The organism is Sphingomonas panacis (assembly GCF_001717955.1).
Taxonomy (GTDB): Bacteria; Pseudomonadota; Alphaproteobacteria; order Sphingomonadales; family Sphingomonadaceae; genus Sphingomonas; species Sphingomonas panacis.
The window spans coordinates 3583428-3601978 of the sequence record NZ_CP014168.1; the positions used below are offsets into that span (position 1 = coordinate 3583428).

Here is an 18551-nt window from a genome sequence, read left to right on the forward strand (position 1 = left end):
TCCTCTCCGCTTTTCAGGCGGTCGCGGCGAGGAGATTGAAGGTTCGCTTGAGGTTGTAGGCGATGGCGGTGAGGTGGATCTGGGCGGCGGCTTTGGCTAGGCCTCGCCATCGCATCCGTCGCAGTCCGTACGAGCGTTTCCAGGTGCCGAAGACTTTCTCGATCCGGCCCCGGACGCGATGGATCGGCTGGTTCCAATCCCGCAGTCGGCCGAGCGTCTCTTCCTCGTCGCGGCCCCACATGGCGTTGAGCACGACACGCGGCGTGCCGCCCTTGGCGCGGACGGCGCCCCCGAAGTGCGATCCGCGATAGGCGCTGTCGGCGAAGACCTCGCCGGGACAGTCGGGCAGCGCGTCCGGGCCGGCACGGCCATCGTTGACGTTGGCCGGCGTGACCGCGATCCGCTCGACCAGGGCGGTGTCCGCATCGCAAGCCACATGCGCTTTGAAGCCGTGCGTCGCGCGCTTGCCGCGGTGCTTCACCCACCGGCCATCGCCGTCGTTCTCGCTCGCAGATGCGATGATCGTTGCATCGACAATGGTGCCGGCCTTCACCGTGATCGCCTTGGCGGTGAGCTGGCTTGTAACCGCATCGAACAGCGCGCGGTCGAGGTCATGGGCGACCAGCAGCCGGCGGAAGCGGACAAACGCCGTGCGCTCGGGCGTCGCCTCGGTGCCGGAGAAACCGCAGAAGCGGCGGAACGAAGCGCGATCGTCAAGCGCATCGGCGAGCTTCACATCCGACAGGTCGTACCAGACCGCCAGCAGCATCCCCCTGAACATCGCCAGCGGCGGCCAAGCCGGCTCTCCCTTCGTCGCCGGATACAGCCGCCCCAGCAACGTCGCAATCGGCTCCCACTCGATCAGCGCGGCGATCTCGTCCAGCGTCGATCGCGGCCGCTCCCGCTGCGAAAACCCGAAACCCTGCTGCCCAATCGCCCGATGCGCCACACCCGCCTCCGCCACCAGAGGCACCATAGAATCACGACTTGCGACCGCCGTCTACGCCCACCCGCGCACAGGTCTCTTTAGAGCATTTTTCGATCAAAAAGCATCATATCCGCAGTGAGCGAAGTAATTTTTGCACTCTGCCGGGGTGAATTCGTCGATAGATTGACCGATAATGCGCCAGAGTTCATCAACCGTTCTGGCGGCGGCTTTGCGTAGCAAGGTCTTGAGTTTCGAGAAGGCGTTCTCGATCGGATTGAAATCGGGCGAATACGGCGGAAGAAACAAGAGCGTGGCGCCGGCGGCCTCGACGGCCTTACGCACCTCATCGCCCTTGTGAGCGGGCAGATTGTCGAGAATGACGACGTCGCCACGGTGGAGCGTGGGCACAAGCACCTGCTGGGTATAGGCGAGAAACCATTCGCCGGTCATCGGTCCGTCAAGCACCATCGGCGCGGTCATCCCCAAAGTCGTTAGGGCGCCGACGAATGTGGTGGTCTTCCAATGGCCGTGGGGGATGGAGGCACGTAGGCGTTCGCCTCGCGGCGCACGTCCATGCAGACGGGCCATCTTCGTATTGGCCGAGGTTTCGTCGATGAACACCAGCGTGTGCGGATCGAGATCGGGCTGACCCTCGAACCAGGCCTCGCGCCGTATCAAGACGTCGGGGCGATCCTGCTCGGTCGCATGCCCGGACTTTTTTTAAGCGTGATCTGCCGCCGCTCGAAAAAGCGCCACAGGCCTGCCACGCTCACCGCTATCCCTTGCCCGGCAAGCGAGTTCCGCAGATCCACAAGTGTGATGTCCGGTGTTCTGGCCAGTTCTCCCAGGATCGTATCGGCATGGCCCTCGATCCGCTTCGATCGGCGGTCGCCCCCTTGTCGCTGCGGGGCGACGTCATCTCTGGCCTTCGAAAGCGCATGCCACCGGATGGCGCTCGACGCGCTGATGCCGAACCGCTTCGCAGCCTGCCGGCACGACGCGCCAGCCTCGATCGCCGCGATTACCCGCTTGCGTAGATCAACCGACAACGCCCTGGGCATGTATCAACCTCCTTGATCGGAGGTCGCACTGAATCAGATCGCAACGGCTTTGGGAATCGCCCGCGATTCAATCAGGTCGATTTATGCTCTAATACCCCACTAAAATTAACAGGCGGGGCCGGAGGCATGCTTCACAGCGCCTATAAACGGCGGTGCGAGCGATCGGGTTGCTACTTCTGGGTGAAGATTCTGAGCGCCTGCTGTAGGCTTGGATTGGCCTCAGCTTCGGGCGCCTGGTAGTCATTCCGCCCGCCTGCGCTGCGAGGCCCTTCTGCGGCCGACCACCTCCAGCCGTTCCGAAACCTGTGGCTGAACGACTGCTATTGCCCAAAACCGCCGGCTAAGTGACGATCTACGGTTGCCGACAATTGGGAAGACGAACGCGCTGTGTTGGTACAAAGGTGAACTTTATGTAATACGATAAGCGCTCTTTTCGATCGCAACACGTCTTTATTTATTAATCTCTTCCCCGGGCAATATAAATCCGTCCTCGGATTTGCGCTTCAACTCACCAACTATGCTGCGATACCGATCGTTGTTAAGCCTCGCGGCAAGGGAGGGAAGAAGTTCTCTACGAATCCACACTCCTAACTTTCTCAGATCAAAGTCTTGAACTGCGGTTGCAGCTCGGTCAGTAATTCCTCTCTCAAGGCCTATTTCATCATTCTCGACGAATGCGGCTTCAACTATATCGTCTATGAAGCACAAACGTAGCATCATCACAGACCAGATCGCCAGATCCGCTTGACGCTTCAAACTGGTCGCTCCCGTGTATCTTATGTCATCGACTAATAATTCTGGAATTTGATCCAAGCGGTTTTTATTCCACCAATAAAGGTTTATACCGCTCGTCCAAGAGCCTCCTCTAATCCTGCAGTTCCTAACATATGCTCGCCCAAGACTCGTCATTGCAATAACAGAGCGTGCTGTATGCATTGGCTTAAGCTGAGCAAGTGACGATATCGTTGTGTCTAGAACACCGAAGTCTATTACTGCATCCGCTACTTCGTCACGTCTGAGCCGCTCCTCATCCTGCAAGGAGGACGAAAAGTCTCTAGCTAGGTGCTCTCCACCGAGAACACGAACAATTATTCTATTATCGAAATGCTTTGAGTGAACCCTCGATACTTCTTGCGCTCTTTCAAATCCTAAGTCCTTTCTAATATGCTGACCACAAGTCGTCTCATCAGCGTTATTGAGCACTACTTTGTGGCGCGCACAATACCCGTATGAGAGCCCTACCGACCCATATTGAAGGCCATTGAACCAACAATTCTGGCAAGATTGCAGCATCATGACTTTTTAAATATTTCTTTTGTAGAAGTCGAAGGGTCATTAACCGTTCGAAAGTCGAGTAAATGCTCTCCCCTCTCTTCGGCATAGCGGCGAGCGGTTGAAACCTCAGATGCGCTCGGCCATTTCGCCAAGCCTTGGCCATTCCCTTTCATCAGTCCGAGAAGTTCGACATTGCTAATGTGGCGAACGCCGACACTGGCTGCGATGGGAACGGTTGTCTCCCAAACGCCATTAGGCTGGGCAAATCTACTGGCTACCTCGCGATGCTCAGTCGTCGAAAGGTAGGGTGTTTCACGACCCGGCCCTTCTAAATACAAGATATGGCGAACAATGGATTCATCGGCCAAGGACGTTGGTGCGCAGACTGACACGGAATGATCCCCTCGATAGAGGGGGTCTCGATTTTGCTTCCACCGTCGCGCCACCATCAGAGTACCTCGATAACCCTCGACCATTTGCATCGATGGACACAGATCGCTGCACGTTAGCTAGCCCAAACGAGCCTCGCGGCATAGGATGGCGTGGCGACATAGCCCCAAGGCAGCTGCTGAATGTCGGGTTCTAACGAGATCTGCTGTTCGGCCTGTCGCTCTGGAACGGCAGGATTGTCCCAAGCGCTGCTCTTCAAATCGAATTCATGCTATCGGTCATAGAAACACTCGGCAGCCGACGCTGCGAGCAATTCCACGTGTTTCAAGCCGCCCAAACCTGGTTCAGGATTTTGGCGGCGAGAGCGGATTTATCCTGGGGCAGGAACCGGCCGTAATGCTCTGCAACCATCTCGGGCGTATCCTGGATGGCATAGCTCGCCTGCTCATACGAGCCAGTTTGCTTGAGGATATGCGTCGCGAGGATGTCGCGAACATTGTGTGGCCCATGCGGCAGCAAGCCCTTGATCGCCCCTTTGCCTGTATAGGGATTGTAGATGCCGTAGCGCTGGATCGTCAGCCGCCATGCCTCGTAAAAGGTCGCCTGGTTGTAGGCCGCATCGGAACTGGACAGTTTGACGGTCTTCACGAAAAACGTGCCCGAATCGACCGCCGCACCGAGCAGCACACCGCGATGCATCGATAGGTAGGCTTCGATCTGTTCGTACAATTGCTCGAAATCGGGAAGCAACAGCCGGAAGGGCTTCTTGCCGAAAAATGACGAGCTCGCGTTCTTGAAAGCGGCGGACGGGATCAGAACCTCCCAGCCCTGCTCACGCGCGCTCCAGCGCATTTCGCCCCGCTTCAGGATCTCGAGCTGCCGCTCCGATCGCGGCGTGCCGCCGCGCGGACAGATCAGCAACTGCCGCAAGTTCTTTTGCCTGACGCCCAGATGCAGGCCCAGTCGGAGCATCAGAAACCCCCGAACCGCTTCCGCGGCAGCCTTGGGATAGCGATCCGCGTCCGGCAGACGATCCAGAATCGTGGTCGTGATGCGGCGATATTCTCCAACCGGGCTATCGCTTTCAAGCACGGCGAGGATCGGTTCGAAGGGGTCGCGATGCACGCGGGCAACACGCGCCACCTCCTTTGTCCGGGCGAGCGCATGGACATGCATTCTCTCACACGCCGCCCTCCAGTCCGCGCGGGCGGACTGCACCTCGGCGTCATCAGCAAGCGGCGGAACTGCAACAAGACGCTCGGCAAGATGCTCGTTCTGCCACAGCCAACCCGTTTCGCGGCGGGTGAGCGCCAGGATCAGACCCAGCATATTGATTTCCCAAGCCGTGTAGAAGCCGCGTCGGGCCTCTCGCCATTGCAGATACCAGTCCCACAGCGCCGGCAAGACGAGCATCGCCATCGACAAATTCTCTACAGGCAATCCCAGGCCGGCCACTTCGCCTTGCGGTGCGGCGGCCAAGGCACCGAACATGAGCGCGAGATGCTCGAGCTTCTGGGACGCGGTCTCATCACCCCACACGCCACTTCGCTGTTCGCCGATCGCGGTGAGCGTCTTCGTTTTGAAGCGGATGAGATCAGCGACCTCGGCCACCAATTCGGCTGGCGCGCCGGCGCCGGTGACGGCAACCTTGCGGCCAAGCTTCGGCGCGAGGCCTGCCATCTCGTCGAGGGCTGGAAAGCGTAGCGCATATCGCAGCTTCATCGCCTCGGCCTGAAAGCGCCGATAGTTGGTGCTTCCAGATATGATGACCATCCGCACCCAATCGAGGATCTCATCACGCTCCCTGGCTGGACGCTGGTCGAAATCGTGCGGGAGGTGCCAGGCGAGCCGTCGACGCTCTGACTGCGGAATATTCGAGCGTTCCCGGCTGGTGACCGCCCTCCCCGACTCCGGCAGTTTGGCACGGAAGTACCCCGCCGGCAGACGGTAGCGACGTTCGATGCGCTCGAGCATCGTGAAGCTGATCGCGGTGCCTGGGATCTTCGTGCCAGCCGCCCAATCTCGTAAGGTCTTGCGATCGAAACGTTCGTCCTGCCGGACGATCGCGCGCTGGAGGTGATGGAAGCTGTCTCCGTGTCGCACGGCGTGCAGAACCAGCGCGGCGGCGAAAGTGGCTGGATCGACCCAGTCCAGCGTGAGAGGAGTAGGAAATTCGACGACGGGCTTGGGCTTGGGACCGCGCTTGGCGGGGATGGCTCCGCCAAGGCTCGAAGCGCTGTCGACGGTCTTCTTGATTGGCATGGATTGAACGGACCTTTGACGTGACAAACCGCCAAACGGCGGCCGGGCCGCGCGTAAAAGGGATTTTTGATTTCCGTTTCGTTAATGCAACGAATGATCCACAGCTTCTTTTGAAAGCGGACGTCGGGGCATGCACAGGGCGTTTCGCGCCTTTGGCGCGACCCGGCTCTATGGCGCGTGCGCGCCACCGAGCCGCTTGCCGCGTCTCGTCCCACAAGGGGTTACGATCCGTAACGCGGGAGAGGCCGGCGCTGATGCGCCGTCCGCTGCGGTCGCCGCGCGAACGCGCGGCGGCGTTGGCCTGGCGGCGTCGATCTGGCGGGTGGGCGTCGCTACCCTTTAGGCCCGCCGCGCCGGGCCGCAACCGAGGCTATGCCTCGGTCCTCCATTGCATTGCGGTCCTGCGGATGCAGCCCGGCTCAGCCGGCGGGCCTGCCGGTTCGCTCCTGCCGCCCACCCGCCATTCCGGCGCCGGTTGCGGCGGTTGAGAAGGAGTGAAGATCATGGACCTCAAGCATATCGACATCGCCAACCTCACTGTCTCGGGCCTCAACATGCGCGGCAAGGGCAAAGCCGACATCGCCAACATCCTGCCCTCCATCCGAGCACGCGGCGTACTCGTGCCGCTGATCGTGCGGGCGAATGGGACACTCGACAGCTATGAGATCGTAGCGGGTAAGCGGCGCTATCAGGCAGCATTGGCCGTAGCCGAAGAGATCGGCGAGCATGATCCGCTGCCCTGTGCGGTGATCGAGGCCGGTGACGATGCGGCGGCACTCGAAGCCTCGCTGATCGAGAACATCGCCCGGCTTGATCCCGACGAAGTGACGCGCTGGGAAAGCTTCACCCGGCTAGTGCGTGAGGGCCGCAAACCCGACCAGATCGCCGCCACCTTCGGACTTACCGAGCTACAGGTGAAGCGCACGCTCGCGCTCGGCAATCTGCTGCCCCGCATCCGGGGCTTGTACCGGCGTGGCGAGATCGATGCCGCCACGGTTCGGCATCTGACGCTCATTTCGAAAGCACAGCAGCGAGCGTGGCTGGCGCTGCTCGACGATCCCGAAGCTTATTGCCCGACCGGGCACCAGCTCAAATCATGGGCCTTCGGCGGGGCGTCGATCCCGGTGACGGCGGCGCTGTTCGATCTCGACAGCTACACCGGCGGCATCGTCTCCGACCTGTTCGGCGACGATCGCTATTTCGCGGATGTCGCATCGTTCTGGACCGCGCAGACGGCGGCGATCGAGGCGCGGGTTGAAGCCTATCGTGAAGCCGGCTGGCAGGATGTCGTCGTGCTGCCACAGGGTGAGCCGTTCCATAGCTGGGAACATGTGCGCTGCCCCAAGCGCAAAGGCGGTCGGGTCTATATCGCCACCAGTCCACGCGGTGACGTCGCATTGCACGAAGGCTATGTGACCGCGAAGGAAGCGCGCAAGCTCGCGAAGGGCGAGGCAATCGAGCAGCCCAAACGCGGCGAGGTCACCAGCAGCCAACAGGACTATATCGACTTGCACCGCCATGCCGCCGTGCGCGAGCGGTTGCTCGGGCACCCCGGCATCGCCTTGCGGGTCGCGGTCGCGCACATGATCGCGGGATCATCGCTCTGGACCGTCAAGGTCGAGCCGCAGCGTGCTGCCGATGCCACCGCCGAGAGCGTCGAGAGCAGTCTGTCCGAAGCGCTATTCGACGCCAAGCGCCGCGCTTTGCTGGGGGTACTCGGGTTCGATGCCGAGGCTCCGACCATCGCGGGCGGCAGTGATGAAGGATTGGCGCAGCTACTGTCCCGGCTGATTTCGCTCGACGATGCCACCGTGCTCGACATTCAGGCGGTGGTGATGGGCGAGACGCTCGATGCCCGCAGCGACATCGTCGATCTGCTCGGGGCGCATCTCGGCATCGATATGGCTGACGTCTGGCAGGCCGATGCCGCCTTGCTAGACACCGTTCGCGATCGTGCTGTGCTCGATGCGATGCTGGCCGAGGTGGCGGGCAATATGGTTGCCGAGGCCAACGCCAAGGCGACCGGCGCAGTCAAACGCCAGATCATCCGCGATCATCTCGAAGGGGAAGGCGGTCGCCGCAAGGTCGAACGCTGGGTGCCGCGTTGGCTGCGCTTTCCGGCCTCGGGCTACACCGATCGCGGTGGCATCGGCAGCGTCATACGCTCGGCATCCGCCAGTGCGGCCATCGCTCCGATGGCTGTTCCCGATGGCAGCGATTTCATTCCCGCTCCGCTTGCCGAAGCGGCGTGATCCCCATCGGCCGGCGGTCTTCGGGCCGCCGGTCTTTTCGAAACGGGAGATATCCCATGACGAATGATCCTCAATCCCCGCAAGACCGTGCCCGACACGCCTATCAGCGCACGATCGGCGCGGTCGAACCCGCGTCTGTCGAACGCCCCGATCCCGAGACGCTGCGCAAGCTTGAGGCGGCGGTCGCATCGATGCCGAGATTGCGGCGCGAGATCTTCCTCGCGGTACGGCTCGATGCGTTGACCTATGCGCAGATCGCCGAGGTGACCGGGCTATCGGTCGCACAGGTCGAGCGGCATATGGCCCGCGCGATGCGGCATCTCGTGTGCATGATGTCGGATCGCCCGGCGCGCAAATCGTGGTGGCGGCGCTGGCTGCGCCTGTGAAAATGCCGCCCGCCAACCTCGTCCTTCGTGGCGAGGTTGGCGGCTTCGTCGGCTGGGGGTAGGATCACTGCGATGACATCCGAACTCGACCATTTGCCCGACCGCAAACGCCGCGATCTGGAACGCGCGGTGCAGATACTGTTCGCCGAGTTCGAGGACGCCATCGTGCTCACTACCCAGAAGTGGAAGAAGCAGGGCCGCATCCTCAAGGTCATCCTCTATGGCTCCTACGCGCGTGGCGACTGGGTCGAAGACCCGGTCGGCGGGTATTTCTCCGACTATGATCTGCTGGTGGTGGTGAGCGATCAGCGCCTTACCGACACGGTCGACTATTGGGCCAAGGCCGACGACCATCTCACCCGCGAGGTCACGATCGCCAGGACGATCAGCGCGCCGGTGAACTTCATCGTCCACGGCTTCGAGGATGTGAACGACCAACTCCAGCGGGGCCGGTCGTTCTTCATCGATGTCGTCGAACAAGGCATCGTGCTGTACGAAGCAGAGGGTCACCCGTTCGCCAAACCCAAGCCGTTGACGCCGGAAGCCGCGCTCATCGAGGCGCGGGCGAACTTCGATCAGTGGTTCCCCAAATCGCTCACAGCGCTGAAGGGCGCCAACTTCTACGTTGCAGAGGGCGACAATAACGACGCCGCCTTCCTCATGCATCAAACGGTCGAGCGGCTATACCATTGCGTCTTGTTGGTCCTCACTCTCTACAGCCCCAAATCGCACAAACTAAACTTCCTGCGTGGGCAAGCCGAAGACCTTGTGCCTGCGCTGATCGAGGCATGGCCGCGCGCGACCAAGACCGAGCAACGCTGTTTCGAACTGCTGCGGCAAGCCTATGTCAACGCACGCTATTCGCCACATTACACCATCACGCGCGAGCAACTCGACTGGATTGCCGAAGGCATCGAACGGCTGCAAAGCCTCGTCCGCGATGCCTGTGAACAGCGCCTCGCAGGCCTCGCCGAAGCCGCTTAGGCGGCTTCGCGCATCCCGATTTCCAGCGACAATTGAGCGTCGTTCTCGGCGGCATCGAGGGCGCTGGGGCACAGCGTCGTGTTCCCCGAGGCGAGGCTGATCCACTCGATCCGCCAGCCGATATCGAGCACATCGCCGTCATCCTTGCACGCGATCGCGATCAATCCTGCGCCCTCGATGGCACATGAAAACCGGCAGCGATCGGTGGCTTTATCATAGTCGCCGCGCACCAAGGTTCCGTCCGAAAACGCCAGCCCGAACCCTTCACGCGCGGCTCGAACCGGCAGGTCGAGTACGGCATGAATGTCACCGCTCAGCCGCAGTTTCGCGCCTTCGATACTCTCGATCCGAATGGCCATTTGGACGCTCCCTGCTGCGACTCCGTGTGGCATCGAAATAGAACATATTAGGAACATATGGCAAGCTAGCGGGTGTGGGCGGTAAGGCAAGATTGAAAGCTGTGCCTCCACGAGGCCCGCTAACCCGCACCTGCACGTCGTTTTCCATGGAGGCACCCCCGAGGGCTTGCCTCCACCGATATTGGAAATGGCGGAATTCCGGGCTTCTTGCTGGAGCACCTTGAAGGCGCGCCTCGTGCTCCCCTCATCGGGGCGGTTCCGACCGGTTTGGGAGACGATCCGTGCCCGACGACTATTTTGACATCTGGCTTAACCGCGTCGGCCAAGACCGCCCCCTGCTCCACCGAATGCGCGCCGAGATCAATCGCGCTGGCGGCATGAACGGCCGCGAGCGCAGCAGCTTCACCGGTGCGCGTATCGGGCGCGGCAGCGGCGCCGGCGCGATGCTGTCGTCGCCCAGCTATCGCAGCGGCGCGTCGGGCCGCCGCGTCATCGTCAAAGCGCGGATCGTCAAGCTCGCCGGCAAGGGGCTGGCCGGGGCGACCGCGCACCTGCGCTATCTCCAGCGTGACGGCACGACCCGCGACGGTGAACGCGGCCAGCTTTACGATCGTGGCGACGAGCCCGCTGACGGCAAGGCACTTCTCGAACGCGGCAGTGCTGATCGCCACCAGTTCCGGTTCATCGTCGCGCCTGAGGACGGCGCCGAATATGAAGATCTCAAACCGCTGGTCCGGCGCTGGATGGATCGGGTCGAACAGGATCTCGGTACGAAGCTCGACTGGGTGGCGGTCGATCACTTCAATACCGGCCATCCCCACACCCATGTCATCGTGCGCGGCAAGGACGATCGCGGCAAAGACCTGATCATTGCCCGCAGCTACATGACCCACGGGCTGCGTGGCCGCGCCGCCGAGCTGGTCGATCTCGATCTCGGGCCGCGCTCGCCACAGGAAATGCTGCGTGCCGCCGCCCGCGAAATCGAGCAGGAGCGGTTTACCGGCATCGACCGCCGGCTGATCGCTGCGATCGGCGACGATGGCATGGTGCGCCCTGCCCATTCCGACAGCATCGAACAATCACTCCGCGCCGGGCGCTTGCAGACGCTCGGCCGCATGGGTCTAGCGACCGAGCGTTCGCGCGGCGTCTGGCAGCTTGCCGACGATCTTGAACCGACGCTGCGCAACATGGGTGAGCGCAACGACATCATCCGCACCATGCAGCGCCAGATGCGCGAACACGCGCCCGAGCGGGTCGCCAGTGACCATGCCATCTATGCGCCCGACAAAGCCCCCTCCCCGCTCACCGGCAAGGTGATCGCGCGCGGCCTGTCCGACGAACATGCCGACCGCCACTATCTCATCGTCGATGGCACCAACGGCATCAGCCATTATGTCGATATCGGCGTGGATGCCGCTGAAACCACGCCCGGCAGCATCGTCCGAGTGAGTCCAACGCCAATCACGAGCCGGCAGGTCGATCGCACCATCGCAGCCGTCGCAGCCGCCAACCGCGGCCGCTACAGCGTCGATCTACATCTCAGGCACGACCCCGGCGCCACCGAGACGTTCGCGCAAACCCATGTTCGCCGGCTCGAAGCGATCCGCCGGCAGTCCCGGAGTGTCGAGCGCGAGCCCGATGGGACATGGATTATCCCGCCCGACCATCTCGAACGAGTCGAAGCCTATGAGCGCGAGCGCGCCGCGCGGACGCCGGTGGTCATCACCACGCTGGCCGCGCAAACGATCGAGCGGCAGACCAGCCACAACGGCGCGACCTGGCTCGACCGCGAAATGCTCGCCGAAACGCCGGTCGAGCTTGGCCGCGGGTTCGGAGCTGATGTGCGCGAGGCGATGGCGCTGCGCCAGCAATGGCTGATCGACCAGCAACTTGCCGAGCAGGACGGCGAGACCATCCGGTTCCGCGCCAATATGCTGACGCTACTCCAGCAGCGCGAACTGACCCGTGTTGCGCGACAGCTTTCCGATGAGCTTGGACTGGTCTTCAACGAAGCGCGCAATGGGCAATCGGTGGACGGAATTTATCGTTGCAGCGTGATGGTCGGCGACAGCAAGTTCGCGGTGCTCGAGAAGTCTCGCGAGTTCACGCTGGCGCCCTGGCGGCCGGTACTCGAACGCGCCGCCGGCAAGTCGGTCTCCGGCGTCATGCGCGAGGGCGGCATAAGCTGGACGATCGGACGGGAAAGGAGCGGCCCCAGCATCGCCACGTTTTGAGCCGGGGAATCGAACCTTGCGGCCGTTCTTGATCGGTGTCGTGGAAGACCGGCTTTGGCACTGAACCCGTCGTTCGTGGGTCCGATAGCGACGGTTAGTTTATGGCAGAAGCAGACATTCGAAGGAGTTCCTGCATCCTCCATCCGAACGAGCCCACTTGGCGTTTGCACCGCGACGAGTTTTTCGAAGGCCCCAACTCATGAGAGGCCGCCCTGGAAGGCACCGCTCACCACCTTACTCATAGCCAAGGTTCTGGCGCCGAGCCGCCAAGCGAAGCCAACCATTGGACTGGACGGGCGATGGCCAAGGCGATGGGCGTGTCCCTGAGTTCGGTCCAGCGCCTGTACGCTGCGAATCGGCTTCACCAACTCTCGTGGCAGATCCCGACGAATGAGCGGATCGCGACCGTCGGTGGGGACGGCGCCTATGATACAAAAACGTGCCGCGCTGCCATCGCCGGGCGGCCATGCCGACGCCGTCATTCCGGTACGCAGCAATGGTCGGCCATGGAAGGAGGATGGTGCAGGCGTCGAGGCTCTCAACGGAACCCTTCGCGCGATCAAACGGCTCGGCCGAACAATCTGGAAGACATGGAGCGGCTATCATCGCCGCAGCCTCGTCGAGACCAAGATGCGTTGCTTCAAGCTCCCCGGCCAGCGCGCCGCAGCGCGAACCTTCGAACGGCAGGTTACCGATCTCAAAATCCGCGCCGCAATACTAAATCGCTTCTCGGAAATCGGTACGCGGATGACGCTCCGTATCTTATAATATTCACTAATAACCCTATAATTATACTTATATTAAATTATATGATAAATACCAATCAATCTATTTCGTACAACAACCTCCACACATTCTACAATTCATTTTCCCTTTTTTCCACTTCCCGAAACCTTCCACTTATTCATCAACGATTTCGGCTTTGAATTGATCAAATTCTATGTTTCGCGCGATCGGCTCCTAGACCTGAACGCCGTAAGGCGGCTCGACGCTTTATAACAAAAGCGCCGCCCCAGTATTTGCGAGGATCGACCTTGACGATCCGCTGCATGGTCCGCCCTTTCGTGCCCATGAACGTCACTTCGACGGTGACTGTTGCGAGTTTCGCCAGGCCGAAATGCAGCGGCTGTTCGTCCTGTACGCCGTAGCCGCCGCCGGTCGAGACCTGCGCCGCACCCAGAATCTTGCCCGCCGCGTCGTAGAGCCGCACTTCGGCGCCCTGTTGATTGTAGTGACCGTCCGCCCCCAGCACGAGCACGTTGAGGCTCCGCTGGGCGATCGCCTTGGGAAGATCGTTGTGGAACAGATAGTGGCCGCCGACCGGACTATAACCGCGCGTGATCGACAGATCGAGCGCGCCATCCCTGTCGTAATCGACCCATTCGACCCCGTGATCGCCCGCGCTGAGCAAATCGCCGGGCTTGAGCACGTTGACGAAGCCCCCGCCCTTCAGATTGTGGAACAGGGCATCGGCCGGCTGCTGCTGCCCGGCCTCGCCGTGGTACGACATCACCATCAGGTCGATGTACCCGTCATTGTCGTAATCGCCCCACGATGCGCCGACCGCATGATTCTCAACGCCGACGCCCATCGTCTCGGCGACGTTGGTGAAGGTGCCGTCGCCATTGTTGTGCCACAGCACGTTGCGCCCGTAATTGGGCACGAAGATATCGAGATTGCCGTCATTGTCGTAATCGCCGATCGCGCAGCCGACGCCGCCTTCGTCCTTGGTGCGCGTGGTCATCGCCATGCCGAGCGCGGGCGCGACATCGGTGAAGCCGTTGCCGCCGTCGTTGCGCCATAGCGCGTCGGTCTTGCCCGACTGGTTGGCGAGGAACAGATCGAGATAGCCGTCCTTGTTATAGTCGAGCCAGCAGGCGCCGACGGTCGAGCGCGCATCAGTCGGCCCGGCGCCGGGAAAGGCGTCGACGAACCGGCCGCCGTCGTTGCGATACAACCGGTTCGCGCCGATTCGGTCGGTCGCGTAAAGGTCAAGATCACCGTCGTTATCGTAGTCGATCCAATTGTTCTGGCGCGACGACCGACCCGGCATCGTCAGCCCCACCTCGGGCGCGACATCGACGAAGCGCTTGCCGGCGAGATTGTGGAACAGCATGCTCACGCCCGTCGGCATCGACGAACCGACCAGCAGATCGGGATAGCCGTCGCCATCGTAATCGCCCCAGCTCAGCCCACGCGCTTCCTGCTTGGGCCCCGCGCGCGGCAGGCCGACCGCCGCGCCAATATCGACCAGCGCGCCCGCGTCGTTGCGGTACAGCCGGATCTCGCCGCTCTTGAGCGAGACCGCGAGATCGAGATCGCCGTCACGGTCTAAATCCGCCCATGCGTTGGAGAGCGACCCGGGCACGTGGAACGTCTCGGGCTGCCGCTCGGAGAAGGCCGGCGGCTGGTCGCCTGCGGGCGCCGCCGCGATCGCATGCACGCCGACAAAGGCCGCCGCGATCACCGTTGCCGCGCTGCCGAGCCGGGCGAGTGTTCGTGTCTTGGTCATCGTGTCCTCGCCTCGCCTGCTGGCCGAAATGCTGAAATCAATTGGTAACGAGAACCTTCGGCACCGCCGCCGGATCGGCGAGCGCCTGCGCTTCGCGCAGCACGCGCAAGGCGTTACCGCCCCAAACCTTGCCGATATCGGCCGGGGTGTAGCCGGCCTTGAGCAACGCCGCAGTGACCTTGGGATAGTCGGTGATGTCGTTGAGTCCGTCGATGCCGCCGCCGCCGTCGAAATCGCCGCTGATACCGACATGGTCGATACCGACCAGCCGGATCGCGTGGAGCAGGTGCGCCATAAACATCGCGAAGTTCGCGCGCGGTGCCGGATATTTCGCCTCGATCGCCTTGCGCTGCGCCATCAGCGCGCGCTTGTCGGCGACGCTCATGCTGTCCATCCGCATGAAGCCCGCCATCAACGCCTTCATCGCGGCATCACGCGCCGGATCGGGCGCAGGCGCGGCGACCATATAGGCGCTGTACGCGTTGATCTGGATGACCCCGCCTTTTGCGGCAACGAGCGTGGCATCCGCGTCCGACACGTTGCGCGGATGGTCATGGATCGCACGCATTCCCGAATGCGAGAGGATGATCGGCGCCTTCGAAAGTTCGATCGCCTGCCGCAGCACATCGTCAGAGGCATGCGACACGTCGATGACGATGCCGAGCCGATTGGCCTCGGCGATGAACTCCTTACCCTTGGGCGAGAGGCCATGCCATTCGGGCGCGTCGGTGGCGCTGTCGGCGAGATCGTTGTTCTTGAAGTGGACCGGACTCATCATCGTGACGCCGAGCGCGCGGAATGTGCGCATCAGCGTCAGATCGCCCTCGAACGGATAGCCGTTTTCCATGCTCAGGAACACGAAGCGCTTGTGCGCCGCGACCGCCTTCTGGGCATCGTCGGCGGTCAGGGCGAGGCTGAACACGTCGCTGTGCTTGGCCACCATCTCGCGGATCTGCGCCGCACGCTGGATACCGAAATCGCGCGCGGCACGGTCGCCCTCCGGCGTGCGCGGGCCGGATGGCGTGTAGATCGCGAAGAACCCACCATCGACGCCGCCCTCCACCATGCGCGGATAGTCGACCTGATCGCCATCGGTGACGGCGACGTGGTGGTCCATGATACTCCAGCCGGGACGACCGAGATTGGCAGGCGTGTCGAAATGCGTATCGAGGACGATCAGTTTCTCATGAACGGCCCGCGCCGGATCGGCAGCGGCCTTCCCCGCCGATGCGATCGCGACGCCTACCCCGCCCAACATCAGCGCAGCGCCTGCCAGAGCGGCCGCCGTGCGGCTGGAGCGCTGGCTCATTTCACCTTCTCGAACCACTCCTGAAACGCCTTGGACTTGCCATCCGGCGCCTTGCCGACGCCCCAGCGCACCAGCGATTTGCCATCCTTCGAGAATTCCCAATATTGCCCGACGATCACGTCGCCGTCCTTCTGCTCGAGCACCTGATAGGTGTTCGGCCCGAGCGTCTTGATGCGGATCTGATTGTAGCGTGCATTGTCGTTTAGCGGGCCGACCTGATCGTCGAGCGTCGCGACGAAATCGTTCTTGTACGGCGGCTTGCCCTTCATCGTGTCGTTGACGGCGTGATATTCGAGCTTGTTGGGGCTGAACTTCAGGTCGATCGTCAGGCTGAACCCCTTTGGGAATTCGCCGTTGCTCCAGAAGCTCTTCGATTCGACCGAATGATAGGTGCCGCTGTGATCGGCGGCGAACGCCGGCGCGGCGACAGCCGTGGCGAGCAGCAGCGGCGCAAATAGCATCTTCATGGCGTGATCCTGTGCTGAAAGGCTTAGAATTTATCGGTTTCTTCGAGGTTCTTCTCGACGTCGGCGCGGCTAATCCAGAGCGTGCGGAACGTCTTGCTGGCGAGGAACTTCAACTGGTCGTTGGCGTGCTTCGAGCCGGGCTGGCTGCTGTTGCCGTAGCTCATCATGCCAACCGCCTTCATCGGCGTGCCGAACTCGACCATCGAGACCCAGGTCTCGCCAGCGACGGGTGTGCGCTCGCCGTTCTTCATCGGCCCCCAAGTGATCGTGCGGAAGATGCCGGTGTTGCCCATGCCGCCGTTGGCCGGCAGGTTGACGTCGCCGATGTGGAAGCGCGACACGTCGCCATATGGCCGATCGATTGCGCCGTAGAGTTGTTTGGTCTTGGCGACCGCCTGCTTGAGCATCGCCACCGCCGCCGCCGGATCTTTCAGGCCGCGCGGGGTTTCGAGCGGATTGTCGAGCGTCCACTTTTCGGCATAATTGGCCTGGCTGGTGAAGTTGTTGGGGGCGAAGATCAGCGCCCACGTCTCGAACAGCAACGCGCCGCGCGCGTCCGGCTCGTCGCGGTGATCCCACGCCGACAGCACCGCCACCGCCTGCTTGATGTCGGGATCGTCGCTGGTCGATGCCGCCTTGAGCAAATCGGGCAGCATCCGGTCGGCCATCAGCGCGGTGGTGGTCACCTTCTTGGCGACGAAATCGTCGAAGCTGATCTTGTTCGTGCCGGCGAGCAGGCGGTTCGACATCTGCGAGCGCTGGCTCATCGGCCCGACGATGGCGACATAGGCCGGGTATTTCTTGGAATCGAGCACGCGCGGCCAGGTCGAGACCCAGGGCGGATCATTGGTGTTCTGCACGAAGCCGCCGGCCGGGTTGAACACCTTCGGCATGTCTTCATAAGGATGGACATCCTTCCACAGCGTCGCCGAGGTGTCGCCGGGCACCGGACGGCTCCAGTGAGCGAAATCGCCGCCCTCGGGATGCTTGGGCAGGATGCCGTTGTCGAGATACAGGATGTTGCCGGCGCGGTCCCCATAGACGATGTTGAACATCGGGACTTGCAGCGTCTTGAGCGCGGCCTCGAACTGCGCCCAATTGCGCGCCTTACCCATGTCGAGATATTGCTGGAGCACGCCGGGCCGGTCGAGCCCGGCCACCTTCAGCGCGATCGTCGTGGTGCCGCCCGGCAGATCGAACACCGGCCCCTGCACCGCGTAGCGCTGGGTAAAAGTGACGGTCTTGAGCGTGCCGTCGGGCTGCTTGACCTTGTAGCTTTTATCGACCGTCTTGAACGGGAGCACCTTGCCATCGAACATATAGCCGCCATCGGCGAGCTTCAGCACGTAGCTGGTATAGCCCGAGATGGTGTTGACGGTGTTGGTGAAGCCGAGATCGTTGTTGAAGCCGAAGCGCAGCACCGGCAGCCCGACTTGAGTCGCGCCGTACAGGCTGATGCCGGGGCCGGTCACCTGCGCCTCGTAATAGGTCAGCAAGCTCGGCGCCCAGGGCAGATGCGGATTGGCGAGCAGCATCGTATGACCGCTCGCCGAACGCGCCGGCGCGACCGCCCACGCGTTCGATCCGCCCGCCTCGTTGGTCGCCGGGTTGACCAGAACGCGCCGATCCGAGGCGATGTACATATAGTTCATCAGCCGGTGCGCGTGCTGGATGACGTCCAGCCCGGTGATCGGCAGGACGATCTTCACCGCAGGGTCGATCTTGTCGGGATGCGCGGCGGCATAGGCGTTGATGCCGGCCGCGAACGCGTCGAGATCGGCGCGCATCTGCGGCTTCTGCGCCTTGTACCAGGCGATCGAGCGGCTCGGCACGTCGTTGGCGGCGATCCACTTGTCCTGGCTTTCGAAACTCGCACCCCAATATTCGGCCGCCTTGCCGCGCGATTCGCCGTACATGTGGAGCAGCAGGTCGCCGTGGCTCTGCGCCTGCGCATAGCCGAAGCCGTAGAAGGTGCCGGCTTCGGTCTTGGCGTAGATATGGGGCACGCCGAAGCTGTCCCACAGAATCTCGCCGCCAGCCCAAGCGGTGCTCGCGGTCTTCGACTGGAGCGGCGCCGACGCCGCTCCCACTGCAACCCCGGCCAGGGCCAGACTCAATAGCATCTTTCGCAT

14 protein-coding genes and 1 pseudogene are annotated in these 18551 nt (G+C 62.2%); 5 read left to right on the forward strand and 10 right to left on the reverse strand.

What is annotated here, in order from left to right; genetic code table 11:
- Positions 1-13: 13 nt before the first annotated feature.
- From J0A91_RS16330 to J0A91_RS16350, 5 genes are all read right to left on the reverse strand, one after another.
- On the reverse strand, positions 14-976 hold the full coding sequence (locus J0A91_RS16330) for an IS5 family transposase (protein WP_206364916.1): 963 nt from the start codon (positions 974-976) through the stop codon (positions 14-16).
- A gap of 66 nt (positions 977-1042) precedes the next feature.
- Positions 1043-1989 (reverse strand): IS630 family transposase gene (locus J0A91_RS16335; RefSeq protein WP_150126793.1). Its coding sequence is split into 2 segments (ribosomal slippage): positions 1043-1644 and positions 1644-1989, totalling 948 coding nucleotides; the frame shifts between segments, so codons are not numbered across the junction.
- A 450-nt stretch (positions 1990-2439) separates the two neighbouring features.
- Positions 2440-3192: a hypothetical protein gene (locus J0A91_RS16340; RefSeq protein WP_150126944.1), complete on the reverse strand. Its 753-nt coding sequence runs from the start codon at positions 3190-3192 to the stop codon at positions 2440-2442.
- An 89-nt stretch (positions 3193-3281) separates the two neighbouring features.
- Positions 3282-3632 (reverse strand): hypothetical protein, encoded by a 351-nt coding sequence (locus J0A91_RS16345; protein ID WP_150126945.1) that lies wholly within the window; start codon positions 3630-3632, stop codon positions 3282-3284.
- Positions 3633-3978: 346 nt separating this feature from the next.
- Positions 3979-5916, reverse strand: coding sequence for a hypothetical protein (locus J0A91_RS16350; protein ID WP_083224727.1), 1938 nt, complete (start codon positions 5914-5916; stop codon positions 3979-3981).
- Positions 5917-6419: 503 nt separating this feature from the next.
- Here J0A91_RS16350 and J0A91_RS16355 point away from each other — a divergent pair.
- From J0A91_RS16355 to J0A91_RS16365, 3 genes are all read left to right on the forward strand, one after another.
- Positions 6420-8168 (forward strand): ParB/RepB/Spo0J family partition protein, encoded by a 1749-nt coding sequence (locus tag J0A91_RS16355; RefSeq protein WP_069207414.1) that lies wholly within the window; start codon positions 6420-6422, stop codon positions 8166-8168.
- 56 nt (positions 8169-8224) lie between these two features.
- Positions 8225-8554, forward strand: coding sequence for a sigma factor-like helix-turn-helix DNA-binding protein (locus tag J0A91_RS16360; RefSeq protein WP_083224728.1), 330 nt, complete (start codon positions 8225-8227; stop codon positions 8552-8554).
- A gap of 72 nt (positions 8555-8626) precedes the next feature.
- Positions 8627-9538, forward strand: coding sequence for a nucleotidyltransferase and HEPN domain-containing protein (locus J0A91_RS16365; protein WP_069205791.1), 912 nt, complete (start codon positions 8627-8629; stop codon positions 9536-9538).
- Here the strand turns inward: J0A91_RS16365 and J0A91_RS16370 are convergent.
- Positions 9535-9897: a hypothetical protein gene (locus J0A91_RS16370; protein WP_069205792.1), complete on the reverse strand. Its 363-nt coding sequence runs from the start codon at positions 9895-9897 to the stop codon at positions 9535-9537. The genes J0A91_RS16365 and J0A91_RS16370 overlap by 4 nt on opposite strands.
- 281 nt (positions 9898-10178) lie before the next feature.
- Here J0A91_RS16370 and rlxS point away from each other — a divergent pair, with 281 nt between their 5' ends.
- Together rlxS and J0A91_RS16380 are read left to right on the forward strand one after the other, a co-directional pair.
- Positions 10179-12131 (forward strand): relaxase/mobilization nuclease RlxS, encoded by a 1953-nt coding sequence (gene rlxS / locus J0A91_RS16375; RefSeq protein WP_069205793.1) that lies wholly within the window; start codon positions 10179-10181, stop codon positions 12129-12131.
- A 350-nt stretch (positions 12132-12481) separates the two neighbouring features.
- Positions 12482-12899 (forward strand): annotated as a pseudogene (locus J0A91_RS16380) (transposase); the annotation flags it as partial.
- A gap of 163 nt (positions 12900-13062) precedes the next feature.
- On the opposite strand, the gene J0A91_RS16385 reads toward J0A91_RS16380, so the two are convergent.
- Genes J0A91_RS16385 through J0A91_RS16400 form a run of 4 tightly spaced genes read right to left on the reverse strand, consistent with a single transcriptional unit; the run spans position 13063 to position 18551 of the window.
- A complete protein-coding gene (locus J0A91_RS16385; RefSeq protein WP_069205795.1) occupies positions 13063-14643 on the reverse strand; it encodes a CRTAC1 family protein in 1581 nt (526 codons plus the stop codon).
- Between the two features lie 37 nt (positions 14644-14680).
- Entirely contained in the window at positions 14681-15952 is a 1272-nt protein-coding gene (locus J0A91_RS16390; RefSeq protein WP_069205796.1) for a dipeptidase, read from the reverse strand.
- Positions 15949-16419 (reverse strand): hypothetical protein, encoded by a 471-nt coding sequence (locus tag J0A91_RS16395; protein ID WP_069205797.1) that lies wholly within the window; start codon positions 16417-16419, stop codon positions 15949-15951. The genes J0A91_RS16390 and J0A91_RS16395 overlap by 4 nt, the downstream gene beginning before the upstream one ends.
- A 23-nt stretch (positions 16420-16442) precedes the next feature.
- Positions 16443-18551 (reverse strand): penicillin acylase family protein, encoded by a 2109-nt coding sequence (locus tag J0A91_RS16400; protein ID WP_069205798.1) that lies wholly within the window; start codon positions 18549-18551, stop codon positions 16443-16445.